Raw genomic sequence first — 16,082 nt, 5'->3', positions numbered from 1 at the left:
CTGCCGGTTGAGCGGAGTCGAAACCCTCAGCCGACGCGTTCGATCGTGTAGTCAACGAGCGATGCCAGGGCCCGGTGGGCCGGTGACTCGGGAAGCTCGGCCAGCATCGCGTGCGCCTCGTCGGCGAACTCCTGCAACCTGGCCCGGGCGGCGGTCATACCCGCCGACGAGCCGAGCAGCTCGATCGCCTCGGCGACCTCGGCGTCGTCGGTGAGCGGCCTGGCCGTGCCGTCGGCGGCGACGAGGAGCTCGCGTAACCGGACCGACGTCGCGTCATCCCCGGCGACGGCGTAGAGCACCGGCAGCGTGTGCACGCCTTCGCGGAGGTCGGTTCCCGGCGTCTTGCCCGACTCCACCGACACCGAGCTGATGTCGATGATGTCGTCGGATACCTGGAAGGCGACGCCGACGATGTCGCCGATGCGCGAGAGCCGCTCGATGTCGTCGGCGGTCGCCCCCGAGGCCATGGCCCCGAAACGGGCGGCGGCGGCGATCAGCGACCCGGTCTTCTCCCAGACGACCCGCAGATAGTGCTCGACGGGGTCGGCGCCGGGCTTGACGCCGACCGTCTCCCGCATCTGGCCGGTGACGAGTTCGGCGAAGGTCTCGGCGATGATGCGTACCGCTTCGGGACCCAGCGTCGAGACGAGTCGCGAGGCGCGCGCGAACAGGAAGTCACCGGAGAGGATGGCCACGCTGTTGGTCCATCGAGCGTTGGCGCTCGCCGCACCGCGCCGCATGGCGGCCTCGTCCATGACGTCGTCGTGGTAGAGGGTGGCGAGGTGGATCATCTCCACCACCGTCGCCGAGGTGATGACGTCGTCGGAGTCCGGGCGCGGACCGAACTGGGCGGCCAGGATCGCGAACATCGGGCGGAATCGCTTTCCCCCGGCCTTCGCGAGGTGGGTCGCCGCCTCCGTCATGACCTCGTCGCCCGACGAGAGCTCGGCGAGGAGTAGATCCTCGACCCGCTGTAGCGAGGAGCGCACCGTATCGGCGAACTCATCCGACACCAGGTCAACCCCGGCGAATGTGGACTTCACGGAAACGCGGCCCCATCTCGTCTGATCCGGCAATTCTCGTCGGTGCGACACGCGATCGCCGCGTCAACCCCACCTGCTGCTGAGCCTAACCCGTCGGGGGTCCGGACATACTGGTCGGGTGAGCACGGACACGACCCCTCTCTTCCCCGATTCCGCCGACGTCCTCGTCGTCGGCGCCGGACCGGGTGGATCCGCGGCGGCCGCCCATGCCGTCGCCGCCGGCCGGGACGTGGTCCTCGCCGACGCCGCGGTGTTCCCGCGCGACAAGACGTGTGGTGACGGACTCACGCCGCGCGCCGTCGCCGAACTCGACGCGCTCGGGTTGGGCGCGCTGCTCGCCGACCGTCCGCGCATCGACGGACTCTTGCTCAACGGTTGGGGTGCCCGCCAACAGGTCCGGTGGCCGTCCGGCCGTTTCCCGTCGTACGGGAGCGCGGTGGCACGAACCGAGTTCGACGAGGCCATCCGCGCCCACGCGGTGTCGGCCGGAGCGCGAATGATGCAGGGCGTCAAGGCTGTTGACGTTGAAATGGACGGCGACCGGGTGGGCGCGGTGACCTTCGCGACCCCCACGGGCTCGCACACGATGCGGGTGACCGACCTCGTCGTCGCCGACGGGGTCCGGTCGGGAGTCGGCAAAGCACTTGGGCGGCAATGGCATCGAGACACCGCCTACGGTGTGGCCGCACGCGCATACGCACCCTCCGCGCGCGCCGATGCGCACTGGATGGGGTCGCACCTCGAGCTCCGCGGACCCGACGGCGGACTGCTGCCGGGGTACGGCTGGGTCTTCCCCCTCGGCGCGGCGGGCGGCGGCCAGGTCAACGTCGGCGTCGGCGCGCTCGCCACGTCGAAACGGCCGGCGCACATGGCGCTTCGGCCGATCCTCGAGCACTATGCCGCGATGGTGCACGACGAGTGGGCACTCGACGGCCCGCCCGTCCGCATCACCTCGGCCCTGCTGCCGATGGGCGGTGCGGTGTCCGGCGTCGCCGGCCGGAACTGGATGCTGATCGGCGACGCCGCGGCATGCGTCAATCCGCTCAACGGCGAGGGCATCGACTACGCCCTGGAGACCGCGAGGCTCGCCGTCGAACTCCTCGGCACCGACGACTACACGGACCGGTGGCGTGATGTCCTGGTGGAGCACTACGGGCTCGCGTTCTCCGCCGCCCGCCGCCTCGCCGGCCTGCTCACCATGCCTAAGACCGTCCCCACGCTGGGACGTCCCGGCATCCGGTCCCCGCACCTGATGTCCATGGTCGTGCGGGTGATGGGCAACCTGATCACCGCCGAGGACGCCGACCTCGTCGCCCGTGCGTGGCGCACCGCCGGACGCGTCTCCCGGCAGATCGACACGCGTCCGCCGTTCTCCTGAGGTCCGGCCGTCGACACCGTCGTCTGGCGCATTGAGACGGCAGGGCTGTAGTGTTCCAACCGGTGTGGTCGCCGCCACACCTGTGACACAATCAGACCACCCGTCGACCCAGGAGATGCACGATGTCCGCCGCATCCACTCTCGCCACCCGAGCCAAGCACGCCCTCCAGAACCGGCTGGCACAGCGCTATCACCTGCGCGGCGAGATCGACCACATGGATGCGGTCAGAGACCCCACCGCCATCGCGCGCGCCCTCGCCACGCGAGAGTTCCCGTGGGGCATCACGCAGGCCTTGAGTTTCGCCCTGTTCCGGACGTACGCGGTGCCGTCGATCGGCGACCTCCTCTACAAGACCGGTCAGTTCACGGAGTCGACGCAGAAGCGCTACGACGACACGGTGCTGCTGCTCGACGCCCCGATCGAGCACGGTGTCGACAGCCCGGCCGGACGGGCGGGCATCCGCCGCATCAACCAGATGCACGGCATGTACGACATCCCGAACGACGACTTCCGCTACGTGCTCGCCACCTTCGTCGTCTGCCCGGTGGAGTGGGTGAACGCCTACGAATGGCGCTCACTGACCAACCACGAGATCCTCGGTCTCACCAACTACTACCGCCGGCTCGGCCAGGTGATGGGCATCAAGGACATCCCCGAGACCTACGACGATTTCAAGAAGTTCTACGACGAGTACGAGACCGCCCATTTCGCCTTCAGTCCCGACTCGCTCGCCGTCGCCGACGCCACCCTGGATCTGCTGGGCACGTTCATGCCGTACAAGCTGCTGCCGCGTGCGGTGGTGCGCCGGATGTCGTTCGCGCTCATGGACGATCGGCTCCTCGACGCATTCGGCTATCCGAAACCGACCGCGGTCGAGCGGGTGCTGGTCCGCGGCGGACTCAAGGCTCGTGGACTCGCCATCCGGTTCTTCGCACCGCCGCGGACAGAACCGCTCTTCGGACGGCAGACGAAGCAGGTTCGCAGCTACCCCAAGGGTTTCCGCATCGACGACCTCGGCACCTTCGCGCCGGGGTGCCCGGTGTCGCACGACACCGTTCCCGGCGTCGGGACACCGCGGGCCGCGAACTCCTAGGCCCGCGCCGAGTGGATCGCGGCGATACCACCGGTCATGTTCTCCCACCGCACCCCGGAGAACCCGGCGTCGCGGATCAGGTCGCCGAGGGCGAACTGATCCGGCCAGGCCCGGATCGACTCGGCGAGATAGACATACGCGGCCGGGCTGCTCGACACCTTCGTCGCGACCGCGGGTAGCGCCTTCATCAGGTACTCCATGTACACCGTCCGGAACGGCTTCAGCGTCGGCGTCGAGAATTCGCAGATCACCAGCCGCCCACCGGGTTTCAGCACTCGTCGGAGTTCGGCGAGTGCGGTCGGCACGTCGTTGACGTTGCGCAGGCCGAACGAGATGGTCGCGGCGTCGAAGGAATCGTCGGCGAACGGGAGCGACAGGGCGTCCGCGGCGACCTTCGGCACGGCCCGGTGCGCCCCGGCCTTGAGCATGCCGAGCGAGAAGTCGGCGGCGATGCAGTGCGCACCCGACGACGCCAGCTCGACGGTCGACACCGCGGTACCGGCCGCGAGGTCCAGGACGACGTCGCCCTGGTGCAGGTCGAGTGCCCGACGGGTCTTCTTGCGCCAGCCACGATCCCGACCGAATGACAGGACCGTGTTGGTGAGGTCGTAGCGCCGTGCGACGCCGTCGAACATCGCCGCGACCTCGGCCGGGTCCTTCGCCAGGCTCGCCCGGCCCAGACTCGCTCGTTCCGGTGGTGTCGCGCCCGTCGATGACATGCCGATCACGCTACCGGGCGGCGCGGGTCGGACTGCCGTGAGGTTCGTCGCCGAAGGAGCGGCCCGGCGCACCTCAGGCCGGCCGCCCCACCTCGGTCACGACCCCACCACCGGTCACGGCGGCGTAGTGGTTCACCAGCTCCGCGCACACCGACGGCCACGTGCGGGCGCGCACGGCCTGCACCGCCGCGCGGCCGAAGGCCGCTCGCACCGACTCGTCGTGCAGTGACTCGACGATCGAGGGGAGCGTGTCGGCGAAGCTCGCGACCTCCAGCAGGTATCCGGTCCGGAAGGCCGAGACCAGGTCGCGCGGGCCGCCCGCGTCGGGACCGATCACCGGCAGCCCGCTGGCCATCGCCTCCTGGATGGCCTGGCAGAACGTCTCGTGTTCGCCCGCGTGCACGAACACGTCGAAGCCGGCATACGCGCGCGCCAGGGCCTCACCGCGCAGTTCACCGGTGAACACCGCATCGGGCATGACACGTTCGAGCCGGTCCCGCTCGGGACCGTCGCCGACGATCACCAGCTGGACTCGCGGGACCCCGGACAGCCCGGCGAGCCGCTCCACGTGCTTCTCCGGAGCGAGCCGTCCGACGAACCCGACGATCAGGGCGTCGTCGTGTGCTCTCGACCCCAGCCACTCCGCGCGCAGCGACGCGTCGCGCTTGTCCGGCGAGAAGAGCCCCACATCCACCCCGCGGCCCCACCGCGCGAGCCGCGGCACGCCGTGTGCGGCGAGTACCTCCAACGTCGCCGTCGACGGCGCGAGGGTGAGGTCGCACATCTCGTGCAACCGGCGCGTGTATCGCCACGCGAGCTTCTCCACCGCACCCAGCCGGTAGGACGCGGCGAATCCGGCGACATCGGTCTGGAACACGGCCACCACGGGCACGCCGAGCGCTCGGGCGGCGAGCGCGCCGGCGGCACCCACCACGAACGGCGACGCCAGGTGCACCACGTCCGGTTCGAAGTCGCGCAGGGTGCGGTACAGCAGCGGCGACGGCACTCCCACCGGGAGCGAGGTCACCCGCGGCACCTGCACGGCCGGCAGCAGGTGCACCGGGGTCCGGCGGCCGACCAGCCGCGGCCCGCCCGGCTCGCCGCGCGGGGTGTCGGGTGCGATGACGACGGCGGTGTGCCCGGTGGACTCGAGATGGTCGACAACCCGGAGGACGGAGTTGACCACCCCGTTCATCTGGGGCAGGAAGCTCTCGGCGACGATCGCGACGCGCATGAGCACGATGGTCGACCGTGGACGTGACCGGCCCGCACTCCAGGACGTGTCGGCCCGCCCAATTCGGGGTGAACACCTCCTTGCCCGCGCACCAGGGCACAGTGGAGAGGTGGCCGACACCCACCTGCTCCTGCTGAGCCGCTGGCTCACCCCCGTGCCGGGGTTCCTCACGCCGCTCACCGGGCCGGGTTGCCGCATCGGCTACCTGCCCACCGCGTCGTCGATCTATCCCGATCACGCGTGGCTCGACCTCGAGCGGGACACGCTACGTCAGCAGGGATACGAGGTGACCGGGCTCGACCCGGAAACATCCGGCACGACTGCCTTCGCCCGGCGACTCGGGGAGGTCGATGCCGTCTTCGTCGCCGGCGGCAACACTTTTCACCTGCTCGGCGCGCTGCGGGCGGCCGGCGCCGACCGTGTGCTCGTCGACGCGGTACGAGCCGGCCTGCCCTACATCGGGGTCAGTGCCGGCGCCGCGGTGGTGGGCCCCGACATCGCGCCGCTGGCACTTCTCGACGATCCCGCCGAAGCAGCTCCCCTGACCTCGACCGAAGGTCTCGGGCTCGTCGGGGTCACGGTGATCCCGCACGCGGAGGGCACGGTCGGGGGTCGCGGCCCGGTCGAGGCGACGCGGAGACTGTTCGGTGCCGGCCACCGGCTGCAGTTCCTGCGTGACGACGAGGCGATCGTCGCCACCGGCGAAACCCTCAGGGTGATCCCGGGCTGACCGTCGCGTCGCGCTCGGCCGTGTCTCCCTCGGCCGCAACGGCATCCGGCTCGTCCGGCTCGTCGCGTCGCGCCCAGCGCCGGCTGAACTCCGCGACCGCGACCATCAGCAGGCCGACGACCAGCCACGCCCCGACCACCACGGACAGGGCCGGGATGATCGACAGCACCGCGGTGCGACCGGTCGGGCGTGCGAGATCGGGGTTGTAGACCGCGTAGTCCACGCTGATGCGCTGCCCCTCACTCAGCTCCGTCGGATACAGCAACCCGAAGCGCGGGCTGTGGAACGATCCGTCGGGCGTCTGGAAGTTCACCGCGGCATGCAGGCTGTCCACGGAGACGACCTCGGCCATCACGGTCGCCTTGCTCGCCTCGATCGTCGAGTCGTTCTTGAAGCACCCGGCGATCAGGGTCAGCGCCATGAAGGTGATCGTGACGCCGACGACGAGCAGACCGAGCTGCACGCGTCGCTGGATCACCGGATTCATGCCGTTCAGCCTAGCGGGCATCGATCGGGCGGTTCGTGCCCCGACCACCGCTGCCGTGTCACCGCCGCCGCGTCACCGCAGACGTGCCGCGATCGCCGCGTGCACGGCTCGCAGCCGCTCCCGGTCGGTGGCGACCTCGACGACCTCGATACCGCCCGACACCGGGTCCTGCGCCAGCACCGCACCCAGTTCGCCGACGGTGACCCGCCGATGCGGGATGTGGAAACCCGCGCACATCGACGCGATGTCGGTGCGGTGAGGTGTGCCGAAGACCCGTTCGTATGCTCCCGCGTAGACCCCGGTGTTGTACCGCGGATCGCCCTGTTCCAGCAGGCCGAAGATGCCGCCGCCGTCGTCGTTGGCGACCACGATCCGCAGCGACGACGGGCGCGGCTCCCCGGGTCCGACGACCAGACCGGTCGCGTCGTGCACGAACGTCAGGTCACCCATCAGCGCGATGGTCCGCGCGCCGGCCCGCTCCCGGTCGAGCGCCATCGCGGCACCGATCGCCGTCGAGTTGGTGCCGTCGATACCCGCGACGCCGCGGTTGGACAGGACCCGCACGCCGTCGGCGATCCGACCGGCCAGGGCGATGTCGCGGATCGGGTTGCTGGCCCCGACGACGAGTTGGTCACCCGCGGCCATGGCGTCGCCGACCGCACGTGCGACGTGGAGTCCGGTCGCCGGCCCCGGTTCGTCGAGTTCGGCGGTCACGGCGAACGCCACGCGTTCCTGGACCGCCGCGCACTCCTTGAGCCAGTCCTCACGCGGTTCGCCGACGACCTCGATGCGCGTCCCGGTCGCGTAGACGTTGCCGGAGACGTCCGGCCAGCGCGGCCCGGTGGTCAGTGCGTAGACCCGGACCTCGGGGTCGGCGAGCAGGCGGGACACCCCGCGATGCAGCGTCGGCCGGCCGCAGATGATCGCCTGCTGGGGCCGCACCGAGCCGAGGCCAAGCGGATGCAGCGGCGTCGTCGCACGCGGAGCCGTCGGCTCGGCGACCGTCGGGACCCCCGCCAGACCCGGATGGACGCCCGATCCGTGCCCCGACACGACCACGGTGTCCAGGGACAGGTCGATGGGCAGCGGAACATCGAGCCGGCCGACGGGCGCCTGCGTCCAGGGCAGTCCCCCGGGCCGGCCGGAGAAGGCGCCGAGGTCACTCGTCGGGTCGGCGCCGGCGAGCTCGTCCGGGTCGGGGACCAGCGGTTCGCGCAGCGGGATGTCGAACTGCACCGGGCCGGCATTGCCGGTACGGGCGCCACGCGCGGCGGCCAGCACGCGGCCGACCGCCGACCGCCACTGACTGTTGGTGTCGAGATCCTGTTCGGCGAGACCGAGACTGATCGCCGCGCGCACCTGGGTCCCGAAGATGCCGAACTGTTCGACGGTCTGATTGGCGCCGGAGCCGAGGAGCTCATAGGGACGGTTGGCACTGACGACGACGAGCGGCACCCGCGCGTAGTTCGCCTCGAAGACGGCCGGTCCCATGTTCGCGACGGCGGTGCCGCTGGTCATCACGATGGGCACGGGCTGCCCCGACGACACCGCGAGCCCGAGCGCCAGATACCCGGCCGACCGCTCGTCGATCCGCACGTGCAGCCGGAGACGCCCGGTGGCATCGGCGGCGTGCAGAGCGAAGGCGAGCGGCGCATTGCGCGATCCCGGGCACAGGACGGCCTCACGGACACCGCCGCGGATCATCTCGTCGACGATGACCCGGGCCTGCAGCGTGGACGGGTTGGGCCCCGGGGCGTTCTGGGCCGGTCGGTTCATCCCACAAGACTAGGTAAACCCGAGTTTCGACATCGCGGCGGGGAGCGGCGTTACCCTCGTCACGTGGGCTTTTACGACGACCGAGTCCTGCCGCACCTCATCGAACGCACCTGCGGCATGGCCGCATTGACACCGCTGCGAGCGCGGGCCTGCGCCCCGTTGTCCGGCCGGATGGTCGAAATCGGATTCGGTTCGGGCCTCAACGTCGGCGTCTACCCGGTCGCGCTCAGCGAGGTCGCGGCGGTCGAACCGTCCGCGGTCGGCTGGTCGATGGCCGCCGAACGCGTCGCCGCCTCACCGGTGCCCATCGAACGCGCCGGACTCGACGGCCAACGACTCCCCTTCGACGACGACTCCTTCGACTCCGCGCTCACCACCTTCACCCTGTGCACCATCCCCGATGTGAGGGCGGCGCTCGGCGAGCTCCGACGAGTGTTGCGCCCCGACGGCCGGCTTGCATTCCTCGAACACGGCCGCGCACCGGACTCCCGCGTCCGCCGATGGCAGCGGCGACTCGAGCCGATCCAGAAGCGCGTCGCGGGCGGCTGCCATCTCACCCGCGACGTGCGAGCCGAACTGACCGCCGCCGGCTTCGCACTCGAACCCGTCGACGAGTTCTATCAGCCGGGCGTCCCGAAGCCGTTCGGCGCGTTGAGCCTCGGGACCGCCCGCCCCGCCTGACCTTCGACCCGCTCGATTCGCCCCGCTCCCGGCGGCGGGCCTAGGGTGGACCCAGTGCGTCGCTGGACAGTGCTGGTACTCCTCACCGCGGTCGCGACGCTGGTGCTCGAGGTGTTCGACGTCGACGCCGCGGCCCTGTTCGCAGGCCTCGTGGTCGCAGGTGCCCTCGCGATCGCCGGCCGGGCACCCGGACCGACGCATACCGGTTCCGACGACTCCGACGACCCGATCGTCCCGCGGTGGGCGTTCGTGGCGTCGCAAGGCGTCCTCGGGGTCTTCATCGGCACGATGGCCGAGCCGGAGACGATCAGCGGCCTCGGGTCGTCGTGGTTCCCGGTCCTCGTCATCGGTCTGGGCACGCTCGTCATCTCCATCGCATGCGGCGCCCTTCTCGGACTGCGCCGCGACGTCGATCCGCTGACCGGCTCCCTGGCGCTCGTCGCCGGCGGGGCGTCCGGACTGGTGGCGCTGACCCGCGAATTCGGCGGCGACGAGCGGATGGTCGCGGTCATCCAGTACCTGCGCGTCGCGCTGGTGACCGTCACCATCCCGCTGGTCGCCTCCCTCGTGTTCGGCGCCGACGGCGACGCGGTCACGCCTGGCGCCGACGCGTGGTCGGCGGAAAGCCTGCAGGGTCAGGCCTGGGGCCTGCTGCTGCTCGCGGTGTGCCTCGGCGTGGGGATTCCGCTCGGCCGGTTGCTGCGCATGCCCGCCGCCGGTCTGCTCGGTCCGCTGGCGCTGGCGACCGTGGCCGAGCTGACCGGGATCGCCGGTCCCGCGGAGGTCTCCCCCGCCCTGCTCGCCGTCGCCTACGCGGTGATCGGATGGCAGGCGGGTCTGGGTTTCACGATGCCGCGCCTGCGTGCGATCGGCCGCGTCCTACCCCTCGCGATGGTGCTGATCCTCGTCATCGGGGCCGGATGCGCACTTCTGGGCGTGGTGCTCTCGGCATGGACCGGCGAGTCGATGTTCGACTGCTATCTGGCGACGACACCGGGCGGTATCTACGCGGTGCTCGCCGCCGCCACCGGGGCCGGCGGGAACGTCGCCTTCGTCGTCGCCGCCCAGATCCTGCGCGTGCTGCTCATGCTGTTCGTGGCGCCCTTCGCGGCCCGTCTCGCCGCGCGGCGGTCGCCGTGAGCGTTCCGGACCGGTCGGCGGTTACGTGTGACCCGCGTCCCACGTAAAGTCGGGGAGATGAGCGGGGAATCGAACATCGACAGCACATCCACTCCCGACAACCGATCCACCGGGCACGGTCGCGAATTCGACGTCGTGGTCTACGGCGCCAGCGGCTTCGTCGGTGAACTCACGGCGCGGTATCTGGCCGATCACGCGCCCATCGGCACGAAGATCGCACTCGCGGGACGCAACGAGTCGAAGCTGACCGACGCCCGCAAACGACTGCCGCTGCGAGCGCACGACTGGCCGCTGATCATCGCCGACGCGGAGTCGCCCGCGGCGCTCGACGCCATGGTCGCGCGCACCCAGGTCGTCTGCACCACCGTGGGTCCCTACCTCAAGTACGGCGAGGCCCTCGTGGTGGCGGCGGCCACCGCCGGCACCGACTACGTCGATCTGACCGGCGAGGTCCCGTTCGTCCGCTACTCCATCGACAAGGTCCACGACGTCGCCGCCGCCTCCGGGGCACGCATCGTCCACTCCTGCGGCTTCGACTCCGTACCGTCCGACATCACCACCTACGCGCTGTACAAGAAGGTCTCCGACGACGCCGCCGGCGAGATGACCGACACCACCCTCGTCGTCGCCTCGTTCCGCGGCGGGATCTCCGGCGGCACGATCGACTCCATGCGGGTCATCGCCGAGGAGGCACGCAACGCGCAGTCGCGGCGGCTGATGCTCAACCCGCAGGCACTCTCGGGCGGCCCGGGCGACGTGCCGCGGGTCAGCCTGTCCGACGAACCGAGCGACCTGTCCATCATCAACGCCAAGAAGGTCGACCCGTCGCTGCGCGGCACGCTCGCCCCCTTCTTCATGGCCGCGCACAACACCCGGATCGTCCGTAGGTCGAATGCGTTGCTGGACAACGCCTATGGCAAGAACTTCCACTACGCGGAGACGATGAGCGTGGGCAGCGTCCCCGCGGTGTCGACCCTGCTCGCCGGCGCGGTCGCGGTCGGCACCGGCGCGTTCATGGGGGCGATGAGCTTCGGCCCCACGCGTCGGGTCCTCGACCGCGTGCTGCCGAAACCCGGTGACGGACCGAGCGAAAAGGCCCGTGACAGCGGATATTTCGTGGTCGACACATTCACGCGGACCACCACCGGCCGTCGTTACCGGGCCCGGATGCGCGCCCAGGGCGACCCCGGATACAAGGCCACCGCGGTGATGCTCGCCGAGAGCGCATTGGCATTGGCCCTCGACCGCGACCGGCTCCCCAAACGCTCCGGGGTCCTGACCACGGCGGTGGCGATGGGCGACGCCCTCGTCGACCGCCTGCGCAACGCCGGCTTCACCATCGACGCCACCGAGCTCACGGACTGATCAAACCCTCATCCGACGACGCCCGACCGCGCCGTTCGACCCCGCTCCGGGTTGTCCCTGCCATTCCGGGACCACTACCGGCACAGTCGAACTCGCGGCCGGGCGGTGTCGTTTCCGCGGTCTGAAATTTTCTGGCACTCTCACCCCTGGAGTGCTAGACGAGCCCGGGATCCGGTGCTATCTTCGTTGGCAGTACAGCGATGAACTGCTCGTCTGACGGGTGGCGAGCAGCCTTGTAGAACAGGAGGTGAACTGCTGTGCTTCGTTTCGATCCCTTTTCCGACATGGATGCCTGGACCCGAGGCATGATGACCGGTTCAGCGGCCGGAACCGCCCGCACTCCCCGTTTCATGCCTCTGGACCTGTACAAGGTCGAGGATCACTATCTACTCGTCGCGGATCTGCCGGGCGCCGATCCCGGCTCCATCGACGTGAGTGTCGACAACGGCGTCCTGACGTTGTCCGCCCAGCGGAGTACGCCATCCGACGACGGCGTGCAGTGGCTGACCAGCGAACGATTCTCCGGAACCTACCGCCGCCAGCTGACCCTCGGCGACGCCATCGACAGCTCGGCGATCTCGGCGCGCTACGACAACGGCGTCCTCACCGTGACGATCCCGGTCGCCGAGAAGGCCAAGCCGCGGCGGATCGAGGTGGAGAGTTCCGGCCGGCCACAAGCGATCGAGACCGGAACGGTCACGTGACCGCCGCCCGCTGAACGCAGGTGATCCCTTGCCCCCCTTGAGGTGTGAGCGAAGCGAGTCATCGCTCCTCACACCTCAGGGTGCGGTGCGGCTCGCTCACCACGCATTCCGGCCGGGAGCGACCCTCAGGAATCAGATCCGAACAGGTCCGCGAGGGGCGCGGGCCGGCCGAACAGGTAGCCCTGGGCGTAGTCGAAGCCGAACTCCTCCAGTATCGGAAGTACCTCTTCGGACTCGATGCCCTCGGCCACCATCTTCACCCCGGTGGCCGCGGCCATCTCGCCGATCGCCCGGACGACGGCGCGGTCCGGGGAGCTGTCGGCCAGTTGCGCGATGAGGGTCCGGTCGACCTTCAGCACATCCACCGGGAGGTCCCGGACGTAGCGAAGCGCCGAGAACCCGGCGCCCAGGTCGTCGATGCAGATCGTGCAGCCGAGATCGTGCAGTGCGTCGATCGCCCGCGAGGCGGATGTGTCCACCCGGATCGCCTGGTCCTCGCGCACCTCGACCCACACCCTCGACGGGTCCACGCCGTGTCCGTCGATCAGACCGGCGACGTAGGAGACGAGCCCGTCGTCCCACAGCTGCTGCCCGGACAGGTTGAGCGAGACGAACGTGGTCGCGCCGACTTTGCGGGTGATCTCGCCCGACAGGTCCCGGATGGCCTCGCCGATCGCATGCCGTCCGATGGGCGCCAGCAGCGAGATTCCTTCGGCCACAGAGAGAAACGCGTCCGGAGCGAGGACACCGAGTTCGGTGTGCCACCGGAGCAGGGACTCATACCCGACGACCCGGCGGTCGCCGACTGCGACGATCGGCTGATAGAAGACGGAGAAGTCACGCTCGACCGACCTGGTCAGCCACCCGGCGAGATCGACCTCGGCCCGGATGTGACGCTGCATCGTGGGAGAGGCGAACACGACGGCCCGCCGGCTGCTGAGCGCGATACACAGCGCGGCGTCGGCATGGCGGACCAGATCGTCCTCGGAACTCGCCTCGAGCTGCTCGTCGCCGACGGCGACACCCATGCACACGTCGAGGAACCAGCTGCGATCGCCATCACTCACGGTGTGGGCGCCGAGTTTGGTGCGGGCCGCCTCGATCAGTGCGTTGCGTCCGAGTTCGTCGTCACCGGCGCCGGTCCACGGGAGGTAGATGAGCCAGTAGAAGTCCGATCGCCGGTGGAATCGAGCCCGCGGACTGATGGGCATCAGCACCTGCTCGATGAACCGTTCAGAAGCCGCGGCCGACGCCTCGTAGCCATACGCGACCACTGCTCGGTGATACGGGTCGACCGACACGGCGATGACCGAGGTGCCGACCGTCAACACGACGTCATTCGCTGAATCCGATCCCCCCAGGCGGCGCGGGCGCCGCAGTTCTCCATCGGCTGATTCTACTCAGCCGGCCTGTTCTCCGGAAGGCGGGCGAGTCGACCCGGGTCGGGGGTCCGGTCCGGGCGATATGACTGTTCTCACAAGCGCCGGGCAGTGGCGACGAAACCGTCGGCGGGTTTTTCCGACCCGGCCCGGCGAGGGGACACATTGCTTTCTTATGTGATGTTCGAGAGGGCCCGGACCGGCGCGCGCGCCGTTTCGCGACTATTCTCGGCAGGTCTGCTAACGATTTCGGGAGCGACCGCAAAACTGCTGGTAAGGTGCTTTCATTGCCTATGCGTAGGACAGGAAAGATTGCGCGATTTCCGCCAATGCGGTCGCAGTGGCTTTAATGCGAATCTCGGCGAACAAGCGGCTGCCCCCACAGCCGCCGACGGAAAGCGGTCGTGGTTGATGGCGTTGATCAGAAGGGTGCTCCGTCGCTACGACGCCCGGTCGATGGCGACGCTGATCAGCACCGGTGGTGTCATCCCGCTACCGGTCATCAGCGTGCTCGCTCCGGAGACCCTCTACCCGGGCGGGATGCCGATCCTCTTGACCATCTGGTCGTTCATCGCCGTCGTCTTCGCGGTGACGGCCATCCGCGCACGGCTGACCGATCTCGAATTCGCGTTCCTCGGCGGCCTGGGCATAGTCGGGATCTGTGGGACGTCGATGATCCTCGCCTCGCCGCGTTCGTCGGCGCTCGTCCTCGCGATCGTCGCGGTCATCCCGGCGATCGGCGCCATCTCGGCGACGACCCGGCTCATCCTGTCCCATCTGGCACTCGCGGTCGTGTGCGCCGCCTTCGTCCTGGCGGTCACCTCTCCCTCGCTGCCCGCCTACCTGATCAGTTTCGGCGCGATGCTCGGTCTGATCGTGGTGCCGGTCTTCCTCGTGGTCGCACTGCGCAAGTCGATGGAGGCCGTGCTCGATCAGCAGACCCGTCTGGTCGGAATCGATCCGCTGACCGGCCTGCTCAACCGTCGCGGTTTCCTGATCCGCGCCTCACAACTCCTCTCGGCCGCACGCTCGTCGACCGGGTGGATCGGCATCCTGCTGCTCGATGTCGACCACTTCAAGAAGATCAACGACCAGTACGGTCACCTCGCCGGCGACGGCGTACTGCTGGCGGCCTCGGCGGCCATCCGTGAGCACGCGCCCGTCGGTTCGGAGGTCTGCCGCTACGGCGGCGAGGAATTCCTCATGTTCCACGTGGTCCACGACGCCGACGAACTCTGGCTCAGCGCCGAACGTCTTCGGGCAGCGGTGGCCGCCGCCGCGCCGGTGACGATCAGCGTCGGTGGTGTCTGCGCGCCGTTGCGCCTCGCGGGTGACGATCTCGTCTCCGGCCGCTACGAGACCGCCTCGTCCACCGACGACGTGATCGGCAACCTCCTGGGTCAGGCAGATGCCTGCGTGTACCAGGCCAAGGAGAACGGCCGGGACACCACGGTGATCGAGTCCATCGACGCGGTGATCTGGGACGATGGCGCACCCAGTGCGCATGCGGCCGACGCCGAGCGGACGGTGTCACCGCCGTCGGCGAGCCTGTACGAGGTCTTCTACCGGCGCCCGGCCGACTTCGTCGACATCGACAGCCGGACCAGCGGACGCTGAGTCGTGACCGCCTGCAGGGCGTCGGCCTCCCGGCGCATCCGCTGCCAGGTCTCCGGGCTGGTGAGGCTGTTCAGGCGGGCACGATCCCACCACATGAGCCGGGTGCGGTAGCGGTCGTCCGGGAACGGGGTGGCCGGCACCGACTCGTCGACACGCCCGCCACCGGACTGCCAGCGCCGCAGGACGTGGTCGGCCGCGGTCGCCATCATGGCATCGACTCCGGACATCTCCATGATGACCAGTCCCAGCCGCGACAACTGACCGGCGACCGAGCCCGCGATCGACGAGCGCTCGTCCACCCAGGCCGTCTTGACCTCGACGATGCCGCCGTGCAGACGTTCCTCGATGGCATTGACGAGCTGGACCTGACCGGGTTGGCCGGCCCATTCGACCAGCGCATGCGACTGCGCGGCCGCCTCGAACCGTGGCTGGACCCGCAGTCCGCCGACGACCTTGCCCTCGGCGTCGAGCACCGCGAAGAACATCGCCGTGCCCTCGCCGCCGGCGACCTCGTCGTATTCGAGCGCGGCGGCGCACCCGTGACGGTGGTATGAGGCGTCCGCGCCGGCGAGGTACTCGTGCCAGAGGGCGGGTTCGGACCGCGGGCTGGCCACGACCACCGAGTACTCCGTCCCGGTTTCGGGCGCGACCGATCGCAGCATGCCGGTGCGGACCACATCATTGGTAGTTGTCATCTTATTCATCGCAGTATTCCCTTCCAGGAATTAGGAAATT

Annotated in this window: 15 protein-coding genes; 8 read left to right on the top strand and 7 right to left on the bottom strand. The window is 69.6% G+C overall.

The window, feature by feature from the left end:
* Nucleotides 1-26: 26 nt before the first annotated feature.
* Nucleotides 27-1,043, bottom strand: coding sequence for a polyprenyl synthetase family protein (locus tag AC3B6C_RS12765; protein ID WP_488372999.1), 1,017 nt, complete (start codon nt 1,041-1,043; stop codon nt 27-29).
* A 118-nt stretch (nt 1,044-1,161) separates the two neighbouring features.
* Here AC3B6C_RS12765 and AC3B6C_RS12760 point away from each other — a divergent pair, with 118 nt between their 5' ends.
* Together AC3B6C_RS12760 and AC3B6C_RS12755 are read left to right on the top strand one after the other, a co-directional pair.
* The gene (locus AC3B6C_RS12760) at nt 1,162-2,421 is read left to right on the top strand and encodes a geranylgeranyl reductase family protein (protein ID WP_488372998.1); all 1,260 of its coding nucleotides are present in this window, start codon (nt 1,162-1,164) and stop codon (nt 2,419-2,421) included.
* Between the two features lie 122 nt (nt 2,422-2,543).
* Nucleotides 2,544-3,515 (top strand): oxygenase MpaB family protein, encoded by a 972-nt coding sequence (locus tag AC3B6C_RS12755; RefSeq protein WP_488372997.1) that lies wholly within the window; start codon nt 2,544-2,546, stop codon nt 3,513-3,515.
* On the opposite strand, the gene AC3B6C_RS12750 is transcribed toward AC3B6C_RS12755, so the two are convergent.
* Nucleotides 3,512-4,234 (bottom strand): demethylmenaquinone methyltransferase, encoded by a 723-nt coding sequence (locus tag AC3B6C_RS12750; RefSeq protein ID WP_488372996.1) that lies wholly within the window; start codon nt 4,232-4,234, stop codon nt 3,512-3,514. The genes AC3B6C_RS12755 and AC3B6C_RS12750 overlap by 4 nt on opposite strands.
* A gap of 73 nt (nt 4,235-4,307) precedes the next feature.
* On the bottom strand, nt 4,308-5,468 hold the full coding sequence (locus AC3B6C_RS12745) for a glycosyltransferase family 4 protein (protein WP_488372995.1): 1,161 nt from the start codon (nt 5,466-5,468) through the stop codon (nt 4,308-4,310).
* Between the two features lie 109 nt (nt 5,469-5,577).
* On the opposite strand from AC3B6C_RS12745, the gene AC3B6C_RS12740 reads away from it, so the two are divergent.
* A complete protein-coding gene (locus AC3B6C_RS12740) occupies nt 5,578-6,198 on the top strand; it encodes a Type 1 glutamine amidotransferase-like domain-containing protein (protein WP_488372994.1) in 621 nt (206 codons plus the stop codon).
* Here the strand turns inward: AC3B6C_RS12740 and AC3B6C_RS12735 are convergent.
* Together AC3B6C_RS12735 and menD are read right to left on the bottom strand one after the other, a co-directional pair.
* Nucleotides 6,179-6,685 carry a hypothetical protein gene (locus AC3B6C_RS12735; protein WP_488358709.1) on the bottom strand — a complete coding sequence of 169 codons (507 nt, stop codon included), beginning with the start codon at nt 6,683-6,685 and terminating at the stop codon, nt 6,179-6,181. The two genes, AC3B6C_RS12740 and AC3B6C_RS12735, sit on opposite strands and share 20 nt — an antisense overlap.
* 72 nt (nt 6,686-6,757) lie before the next feature.
* On the bottom strand, nt 6,758-8,461 hold the full coding sequence (menD, locus tag AC3B6C_RS12730) for a 2-succinyl-5-enolpyruvyl-6-hydroxy-3-cyclohexene-1-carboxylic-acid synthase (protein ID WP_488372993.1): 1,704 nt from the start codon (nt 8,459-8,461) through the stop codon (nt 6,758-6,760).
* Between the two features lie 63 nt (nt 8,462-8,524).
* On the opposite strand from menD, the gene AC3B6C_RS12725 reads away from it, so the two are divergent.
* The 4 genes from AC3B6C_RS12725 (at nt 8,525) to AC3B6C_RS12710 (ending at nt 12,351) form a co-directional block, all read left to right on the top strand.
* Nucleotides 8,525-9,142, top strand: a complete 618-nt coding sequence (locus AC3B6C_RS12725) for a class I SAM-dependent methyltransferase (protein WP_488372992.1) — start codon at nt 8,525-8,527, stop codon at nt 9,140-9,142.
* Between the two features lie 54 nt (nt 9,143-9,196).
* Nucleotides 9,197-10,282, top strand: coding sequence for an AbrB family transcriptional regulator (locus AC3B6C_RS12720; RefSeq protein WP_488372991.1), 1,086 nt, complete (start codon nt 9,197-9,199; stop codon nt 10,280-10,282).
* A 57-nt stretch (nt 10,283-10,339) separates the two neighbouring features.
* Nucleotides 10,340-11,647, top strand: a complete 1,308-nt coding sequence (locus tag AC3B6C_RS12715) for a saccharopine dehydrogenase family protein (protein WP_488372990.1) — start codon at nt 10,340-10,342, stop codon at nt 11,645-11,647.
* Between the two features lie 257 nt (nt 11,648-11,904).
* Nucleotides 11,905-12,351, top strand: a complete 447-nt coding sequence (locus tag AC3B6C_RS12710) for an Hsp20/alpha crystallin family protein (RefSeq protein ID WP_055475173.1) — start codon at nt 11,905-11,907, stop codon at nt 12,349-12,351.
* Between the two features lie 125 nt (nt 12,352-12,476).
* Here the strand turns inward: AC3B6C_RS12710 and AC3B6C_RS12705 are convergent, their stop codons facing one another.
* Nucleotides 12,477-13,682: an EAL domain-containing protein gene (locus tag AC3B6C_RS12705; protein WP_488372989.1), complete on the bottom strand. Its 1,206-nt coding sequence runs from the start codon at nt 13,680-13,682 to the stop codon at nt 12,477-12,479.
* Nucleotides 13,683-14,141: 459 nt separating this feature from the next.
* Between AC3B6C_RS12705 and AC3B6C_RS12700 the strand changes: the two genes are divergently transcribed.
* A complete protein-coding gene (locus AC3B6C_RS12700; RefSeq protein ID WP_231632658.1) occupies nt 14,142-15,347 on the top strand; it encodes a GGDEF domain-containing protein in 1,206 nt (401 codons plus the stop codon).
* Here AC3B6C_RS12700 and AC3B6C_RS12695 read toward each other — a convergent pair.
* Nucleotides 15,293-16,051 (bottom strand): hypothetical protein, encoded by a 759-nt coding sequence (locus tag AC3B6C_RS12695; RefSeq protein WP_156354189.1) that lies wholly within the window; start codon nt 16,049-16,051, stop codon nt 15,293-15,295. The genes AC3B6C_RS12700 and AC3B6C_RS12695 overlap by 55 nt on opposite strands.
* Between the last annotated feature and the right edge of the window lie 31 nt (nt 16,052-16,082).

The organism is Gordonia sp. 11cp (assembly GCF_057767225.1).
The sequence above is the reverse complement of the archived record's forward strand: the minus strand, read 5'-3'. Positions and strand labels throughout refer to the sequence as shown.